At 60.9% G+C, this 7,276-nt stretch carries 7 protein-coding genes and 1 tRNA gene; 2 read left to right on the top strand and 6 right to left on the bottom strand.

What is annotated here, in order from left to right; genetic code table 11:
- The coding region (locus tag AC52Q4_RS10030; protein ID WP_495536661.1) for an AsmA family protein at positions 1 to 320 on the bottom strand (320 nt) is incomplete at its 3' end.
- A 178-nt stretch (positions 321 to 498) separates the two neighbouring features.
- Between AC52Q4_RS10030 and AC52Q4_RS10035 the strand changes: the two genes are divergently transcribed.
- Both AC52Q4_RS10035 and AC52Q4_RS10040 read left to right on the top strand, forming a co-directional pair.
- Positions 499 to 981 carry a host attachment protein gene (locus AC52Q4_RS10035; RefSeq protein ID WP_495536662.1) on the top strand — a complete coding sequence of 161 codons (483 nt, stop codon included), beginning with the start codon at positions 499 to 501 and terminating at the stop codon, positions 979 to 981.
- Between the two features lie 304 nt (positions 982 to 1,285).
- Positions 1,286 to 1,477 (top strand): hypothetical protein, encoded by a 192-nt coding sequence (locus AC52Q4_RS10040; RefSeq protein ID WP_495536663.1) that lies wholly within the window; start codon positions 1,286 to 1,288, stop codon positions 1,475 to 1,477.
- A gap of 78 nt (positions 1,478 to 1,555) precedes the next feature.
- On the opposite strand, the gene AC52Q4_RS10045 is transcribed toward AC52Q4_RS10040, so the two are convergent.
- From AC52Q4_RS10045 to AC52Q4_RS10065, 5 genes are all read right to left on the bottom strand, one after another.
- Positions 1,556 to 1,849, bottom strand: a complete 294-nt coding sequence (locus AC52Q4_RS10045; RefSeq protein WP_495536664.1) for a hypothetical protein — start codon at positions 1,847 to 1,849, stop codon at positions 1,556 to 1,558.
- Positions 1,850 to 2,097: 248 nt separating this feature from the next.
- Positions 2,098 to 3,474 (bottom strand): SpoVR family protein, encoded by a 1,377-nt coding sequence (locus AC52Q4_RS10050; RefSeq protein WP_495536665.1) that lies wholly within the window; start codon positions 3,472 to 3,474, stop codon positions 2,098 to 2,100.
- 1 nt (position 3,475) lies between these two features.
- A complete protein-coding gene (locus AC52Q4_RS10055; RefSeq protein WP_495536666.1) occupies positions 3,476 to 4,651 on the bottom strand; it encodes a DUF444 family protein in 1,176 nt (391 codons plus the stop codon).
- Positions 4,652 to 4,669: 18 nt separating this feature from the next.
- Entirely contained in the window at positions 4,670 to 6,628 is a 1,959-nt protein-coding gene (locus tag AC52Q4_RS10060) for a serine protein kinase (RefSeq protein WP_495536667.1), read from the bottom strand.
- Positions 6,629 to 7,165: 537 nt separating this feature from the next.
- Positions 7,166 to 7,239: transfer RNA gene (locus tag AC52Q4_RS10065), tRNA-Gly, on the bottom strand.
- Positions 7,240 to 7,276: the final 37 nt, after the last annotated feature.

Raw genomic sequence — 7,276 nt, forward strand, 5'->3', positions numbered from 1 at the left:
AGCACGAGCTTGCCCCGCAGCAATGGCAGCAGCTCCACGCCCAGTCGGATGTGATCCGCGCGGAAGAACGGCGCCTTGCCGAACTCGGGCACGTCGGCAAGCCGGACGTCAGCGACCCGCAGCCCGATCCAGGGGAAGTAGGTCAGCTCGAGATCGCCCCCAATGACAAGCTCGCGGCCCGTCTGCGCGGCGACTGCGCGCTGGATCTCATCACGGTAGTCGTTGGGATCGACTAGCACGACGAGCGCGGCCACGAAGATGACCAGCAGCGTGAGAATACTGCCTATCGCGATCATAAGCCACTTGACGATTCGCCCCATGAACTCTCCGTACGCTGTGGTTACGCGTGGTGCTACGGCGCGGATGGCGGAGGGATTTCTCTATAATTCTATTAACGGGAGCTAATTCCGATATGGGTTCCTCGTTGCCTGTCATTCTACAAGGAGGGCGATGCCAGCTCTATTGATCAAGCTCCATCTACACTGTAGGGGGAAGAATATGAGCGAGTACAGCGTTGTCGTGGCAGAGGGTGCTCGGTCCCGTTTCTTTACCTTGGAGCCGGCCGAAGTGCCCGAGCTCGAGTCCGGCCCTAATCTCATTGAGCATGACTCCCTAGCGAACCCCATTCACAAAGCCCGCCAGAAGAGCATTTATGCCGATCCCCGCGGAGGCACCAACCGGACCGCGGGCGGTCAGGCGCACGGCTACGACGAGCACCGACAGCGTTTTGACGATGAGATGGAGACCCGCTTTGCCCGCGACATCGCCAAGCACCTCGATGGGTTGATGCGCTCCAATGGGACACGACGACTCATCCTTTGTGCCGAAAAGCGCATGCTCGGCTTCCTCCGGCAAGCGCTCAATGGCCGGATCCCGCGCGACATGCATGTGATCGAGGTCCGAAAGGATCTTGCCAAGCTCAGCGTGCGCGAGTTGCACGATCGGCTCGCGCGCAATGGCTACTTGCCAGCGCGGCGTTAACTGCGCATCATGGCGCGGCTTGTGAGGTGCATGCACGCAATGCGTGACCGGGATGGTCGAGCCGGGGGCATGGCACCTCAGCCGAGCGAGGCGTAATGCGCTGATCACTGTGATGCGCTGACCGGGCGAGCCATTAGCCGCCTAGCCCGGAGGATTTGCATTAGCGCGGATCAAGCGAGACAATTGTTGCATTGCAAAAATACATTGCGTCTCATGAGCGCCCGTACGTTTGACGATGGACCGGCAACCCAGCGCGCAATCTTGCTACCCAGGCATAAGCAGTTGCGAGAATAGGAGGTAGGTCATGCGGGAGCCTCGACGCCAGGGCTGCCGGGTCGAATACCACGGGGAGGAGATCATCATCAGCGGATCTTCGACCGACGTACATCGTGAGGCGGCTCGCATCATCCGACGTTTCGCGAACAGCGCCACCCCGTATCGGCTGGTAAGCGACACCAACAATCAGATCGTGCTGAAGCGACCTTCGCCCGAGTAGCCGCTCACGCAAACGGGACGGTGATCCACCGGGGTTCCCAGCGGAAAGAATTCTCTCCAAGACTCATTATCGCTGCGCTCACAGGCTTTCGGGTGTTCGGCCGCTGTCGAATAGGGTGAGTTCCCAGAGTGCGCGGTTTACATCGTAACGCAGGATGTAGGTTCCGCTGTCATCGGCGCGGACCTTGAAATATTGATGATCGGTGGCGAGCCAGCGATCGATGATCTCGTCTACGACCACACGTCTTTTGCCCATGCTGAACGCCTGTGGCTCGAGTTCGCCATTGATGCCTGTGTCGCATTCCACAGTCAGCACTAAGTAGTGGTCTCGGCGCCCGCCGGGCCCGTCGTGCTCGTTGTCACTGCTGGTCATGGAGGCGTTTGCCTATTCCATTGCTGCCGCTTCAAAATCGAGGTGCGCCTGATTCGAACCTTGCGGGCGGCCTTTCGGATACTCGGCCATTGCCAGCAGGCTCCAACACCTACAGCCTAGCAAACCTTGGGTGGCAACCGGGTATATCGGGCACTCGCCGCGTGGCCGCCGATGCTCAAAGCGCATCAGCGGCAAGCTCGGGCTACTGGGGTGGTTAGGAAGGAAAGCGCTGCGCCGCGCGCGTCCGGTCAGTCCGCTTCCCAGCTCGGCTTGATATTGATTTGACGGCCGCGCTCGTCGATGGTGTAGAGCTTCACCGGCCGGCGCCAGATTCGATCCATGTATTCCAGAACGTGGCGGGAGCGTTCCAGATCGAGCCCGCGGCCGTCGTTCTCGTGCTCGTGGCGCAGGATCAGCGTACCGTCGGATTTGAGCTCGTCGACCACCACGCGCGGCGCCCCGAAGTTGAACTTGGGTTGCAGGATCGCTTCGTGAAGCTCGTGGAGGTTCGACTCGGTGACTCGAATCTCGCCGTTGTGTTTGGCACTGTAGACGAACAAGCCCAGCTCGTCGGCGAGCTCCGCGGTGAAGTAGTTGCGGATGAAGCCGAAATCGTCCTCTTCCCGGCGGATCGCCCGAGCGCCTTCCAAGCCCTCACTCTCCAGTAGGTGCTCCCACAGCGAATAGCCCAGATGATAGGGGTTCACCTGGAGCGCCACCTGGCGATCACCGGCATAGGGGCGCACGACATCGGAGTGGGTCTTCATACAGTCAACGTAGACCTGCCCGGGGAGGAAGTTCGCCTCGCGCAGCAACCGTGAGTGCCAGTAGCTCGCCCAACCTTCGTTCATGATCTGACAGTTGAACACCGGCTGGAAATAATAAGCTTCCTTGCGCACGGCGAGGAAAATATCCCGCTCCCAGTCCTCCAGCTCCGGAGCGTAGGTCGCGATGAACCACAACAGGTCGCGCTCGGGGTGCGGCGGGATGTGGAAAGGCTCGGCGCTGCCGCGCGTCTTGCGCTCGGGTTGCGCCTCTCCCGGCAATTGCTTGTAGCGGTCGCGGAACTCCTCCGGCTCGGGTTCCGCATGCTTGTCGGGCGGGCGGTACTTCGCCCGGTTCAGCGGTTGGTTGGTGTCGATATGCGGTTCCAGTGCGAGCGCGACGTCCAGTACCTGTTCGACGCGCTTCTCGCCGATCTCCTCGATCACCTCGGCGATACGCCGCGCGTGGGCCGCCGCCTGCTCGACAATACGGTAACCGACTTGCTCCTGGCTGCGGACAAACGTCAGGTTGTTGTGGGAGAAGTCGGCATGCCCGAGCACATGGGCCACGACGAGAATATTCTCTTCGAGGCTGTTGGTGTTGACCAGATAGGCCCGATTCGGGTTACCCGGAAAGACCACCTCGAAAATCCGCGAGTGTCCCATGCGATGCTGGACCATCTGATAGATCCAGCGAACACCGAACGACCAATGCGGCATTCGCACTGGCAGGCCGTAGACGGCGACTTCCATCATGAAGCTGGGAGGGACCAGCTCGAACTCCACCGGGTAGTACTCCAGCCCCAGATCGCGGGCCAGCGTCTCGACCTTCGGGATCAATTCCTCAAGCTTTTCCGACATCTTACTGAGCCTCGGCCTCGGCGGCCTGGTCGGTGAAAAACGCCTTGATCGCGAGCCAGATATCGGACTCGCGAGTCAGCGAGTAGCTGCCCACCGGCCAACCTTCTGCGCCTAGACCTCGCCAGATGCCCGCCACTTCCGTATCCAGGCGGCGGTGGTTTTGATGAGAGACCTCTACGTAACCCAAAAAGTTCATGATCGGGGCAAGTCGTTTCAGTGCCTCCGTGGCGCGCTGGCGATCCTCGCTGAAATTGTGGCCATCCGTCGCGTAGAATAGATAGCAGTTGTACATGGCCGGATCGTAGCGCTCCTCCAGGATATGCTGAGCCTTGTGCACGGCTGACGAGCTCTTGGTACCGCCCTGGCCATGCACGCGGAAGAAATTCTCTTCCTCGAATTCCCAGGCCTCGACCGTGTGAGCGATGAACACCGTCTCGATCGCGGTGAACTGGCGGCGGATTCCCTGCAGCGCCCAGAAGAAGAAGGTCTTGGCCAAGCGGCGGCAGTGGTCGTCCATGCTCGAGGAGACGTCGAGCAAAAAGAAGGCAACGGCATTGGTGGTGGGGCGCCGGCGTCGGGCAAGCTGACGAAAGCGCAAATCATCGTTGGTGATCGGGATGGACTGCGGCCCCTGTGCGCCGCGACGCTTGATCACCTCTTTCATGGTGCGCCGGCGGTCGAGGCGCGAACGCGCGCCGCGCCGGTCCCAGCCCTCGCGGATGTAGGTGTCCTCCTCAACGCGGGTGCCGGTGCGCGGTTTGAGGTGCGGAAGCTCCAGCTCATCCCAGAGCCAGTCGAGGATGTCGTCGATCTGGAATTCCAGCACGAAGGTGATCTGGCCTTCTCCCTCGCCGCTGCCTTCCTTGCCTTGGCCGGGGCGTGTCGGCTGGGCCGGTCGCAGGACGTCCCCGGGCTTGGCCTTGCCCTGTCCAGCGCCGGTGCGTGTATCGGGGTTACGTAGCCGGAAGCGGTAATGTTCCATGAACCGCACAGGCACCTTGACCGTGCGGTTATCGGGCCGCGACAGCACATCCGATCCGGCCACCAGATCGGGGAGCTGCTCCCTTACGGCCTCGCGGATCTTTTCATTATGACGCAGCCAATCTCGCGTTCCTCGCGAGAAAAGATCGTACCAGCGACCGACGCCGTCCCTGGACGTGCTTTCGTGCAGGGACATATCACTCTCCCCCCAGGTTTACTCCTGGGACAGCAAGGTGGTTACGTAATTGAGCGCTTCGCGAGCACTGTGGCGGTCATAGCCGTAGTCGTTGATTAACCGCTCCTCCACGGCGGCGATTTTCTCCCGCGCTTCCTCATCGGGGCGGGCTACGGAGGTCACCAGACGCAAAACGTCGCGGCGCTCCTCGAACAGATACTTCTCCATCGCCTCCTTCAGCCGGGCGTGGCTGTCGAGAGTAAACTTTTCGCCTCGCTTGTAGGCGACCATCGCCTTGCGTACCACCTCCTGGCGGAAGGTGTGCTTGCCGGCATCGGATACGTTGATCTTCTCTTCCACGGCGCGCAGAAAACGCTCGTCGGGCTGTCGACTCTCGGCCGAGATCGGATCCACCACCTCGCGGTTATCCAGCGTCGCCTCCACCTCATCGAGGTATTTCTCGAGCAGATTCTCGCTCTCTTCTTCAAAGGAGACGAACAAGGCCTTGTGCACGTCCTCCTTGACCCAGTGGTTGTAGAAATCCTTCCGGGCGGTGACGAGGAAATCGACCCATGAGCGCTTCTGCTTGGGGTCGATGCGCGCATCGTTTTCGATGGCATCCTTCAGGGTGACGAGCAGCTCCATGCTGGTGAGGCTCTGCACCTCGGAGCGCGATATGGCGTTTGACAACGCGTTGACGACGAAGCGCGGGCTGACTCCGGAGAGGCCCTCCTCCTCGAATTCGTGGCGAATCCGGTCGACCTCGGTCGAGGAATAACCCTCGACGTCCTCGCCGGCGTACAGCCGCACCTTCTTGGAGAGATCCAGATCCTCGCGCTCCGAGGGCTTGAGCCGCGAGAGCACGGCGAATACCGCGGCCACTTCAAGGGCATGCGGATCGAGATGAATCTCCCGGAAGGTCGGCGCCTGCGCGATGAGCTTGCGATAAATGCGCGCCTCGTCGCGGTAGTTCAACGTGTAGGGCACCTGGACGATGACCATCCGGTCGAGCAGTGCCTCGTTCTCCTTCTCCTGAAGGAATTTGCGGAATTCGGCGAGGTTGGTATGGGCGAGTATCGTCTCGTCCACATGGATCAGCGGAAAACGCGAGACCTTGACGTTTTTCTCCTGGGTGAGCGTCAGCAGCAGATAAAGGAACTCGCGTTTGACCTTCAGGATCTCGATCATCTCGAGCAGCCCGCGGCTTGCCGCATACACGGCACCGGACCAGGACCAGGCCCGCGGGTCCCCCTCGTCGCCGTACTCGGAGACCTTGGAGAGATCGACCGATCCAATCAGGTCGGCGATGTCGGCGGTCGTCGGGTCGTGGGGCGCGTAGGTGCCCACCCCCAACCGGTTCGACTCCGACAAAAAGACCCGTTCGACCGGATACTGCATGAAGTTACCGTCGAACTCGTGCTCGAGAATCGCGCGGCTAAAGGGCGAAAGCTCGCCCTGAATGTCCACCTGATAGGTCTCGCGGAATTCCGAGCGCAGGGTATAAGGGACGAGGTTCAACGGGTTTTCGTGCAGTGGCGAACCCTTCAGAGCATACAGCGCGCCTTCCTCGGTATGGCTGTATTCCTCCAGGCCCCGCTTGAGCAGTATCACCAGGCTGGACTTGCCGCCTGAAGGCGGGCCGAGCAGCAGCAAGAGCCGGCGACCGACCTCGGAGCCGGCGCTTGCCGCCTTGAAATAGTCCGTGATACGGCGCAGCGGACTTTCCATCCCGAAGAGTTCGTGGCTGAACAGCCGTACCCCGTTGTTCTCGACTTCCTCGGTCTCGTTTGTTTCCTTGCGTTGCATCCAGCGCAACATGTCCCAGATGTACTGGTGACTCGTGCGCGTGACCAGTGCCGGCTGATTGGCGACGATCTGGTCGAGGAATTCGTTGAACGTGCCTTGCCAGTGCTTGGCCCGGTGCTCCCGAGTGAACGCATTCAGCGACTGGATAAACCGCTGATGCTGGTTGTCTCTGCCGCTGTTCTGGGTTGCCATACAACCACCTCCTGGCTCTAGAGCCGGCTGCGCCGCAGCCGACGCTTGGCCCTCGCGTGGCCGGGCCTAGCCGTTTCAATACTTAGAACTTGCTGAGGCGGTATTTGTTTCCGCGAATTGTCCACCCGTCTCTTAGTTATCTTGTAGCACACCGCCCCCGCCCCTTGGCTAGCGGTTTTTCGCATGGACCACCTGCCTCATGCCTACCCATTAGCGTACGCTAACATATATTCCCGGACGCGTTAGCTGCTGCTTATCGGCCAGGGGTTGGCGAGAGCTCTCGTGGCCGACTCGCCGCGCGTTACGCCCTCGCTGACCGGCGATGGTCGTGCGTCTGCCGCCTTGCCCGCGCTTTGAATTCACCACCGGTTAGCGGTTCAGGAGCAGGCTTGCGGCCCCTGCCGAGCAGGCACGGCCTGGAGGCATGAAGTAGCGGTCAATGGATGCTTTTCGACACTGCACCGTTTGGGGTCGCATCGATTCGCGCGCGGATGCATCCTTGCCGTGTGTGGCGGACGTTCCTGACCGGACGGTGGCTGGAGCGGGCGATGGGAATCGAACCCACGTCATCAGCTTGGGAAGCTGAGGTTCTACCATTGAACTACGCCCGCCTCTTTTGGCGCAGCCGCAGTCGGCTTGTCACCCAAG

Source organism: Nitrococcus sp. (assembly GCF_059432795.1).

What these genes read in the sequence shown, in the direction of transcription:
- AC52Q4_RS10055 (WP_495536666.1), bottom strand. Translation starts at nt 4,651, where the DNA reads ATGTCCCTGCACGAAAGCACGTCCAGGGACGGCGTCGGTCGCTGGTAC.
- AC52Q4_RS10050 (WP_495536665.1), bottom strand. Translation starts at nt 3,474, where the DNA reads ATGTCGGAAAAGCTTGAGGAATTGATCCCGAAGGTCGAGACGCTGGCC.
- AC52Q4_RS10060 (WP_495536667.1), bottom strand. Translation starts at nt 6,628, where the DNA reads ATGGCAACCCAGAACAGCGGCAGAGACAACCAGCATCAGCGGTTTATC.
- AC52Q4_RS10045 (WP_495536664.1), bottom strand. Translation starts at nt 1,849, where the DNA reads ATGACCAGCAGTGACAACGAGCACGACGGGCCCGGCGGGCGCCGAGAC.
- AC52Q4_RS10035 (WP_495536662.1), top strand. Translation starts at nt 499, where the DNA reads ATGAGCGAGTACAGCGTTGTCGTGGCAGAGGGTGCTCGGTCCCGTTTC.
- AC52Q4_RS10040 (WP_495536663.1), top strand. Translation starts at nt 1,286, where the DNA reads ATGCGGGAGCCTCGACGCCAGGGCTGCCGGGTCGAATACCACGGGGAG.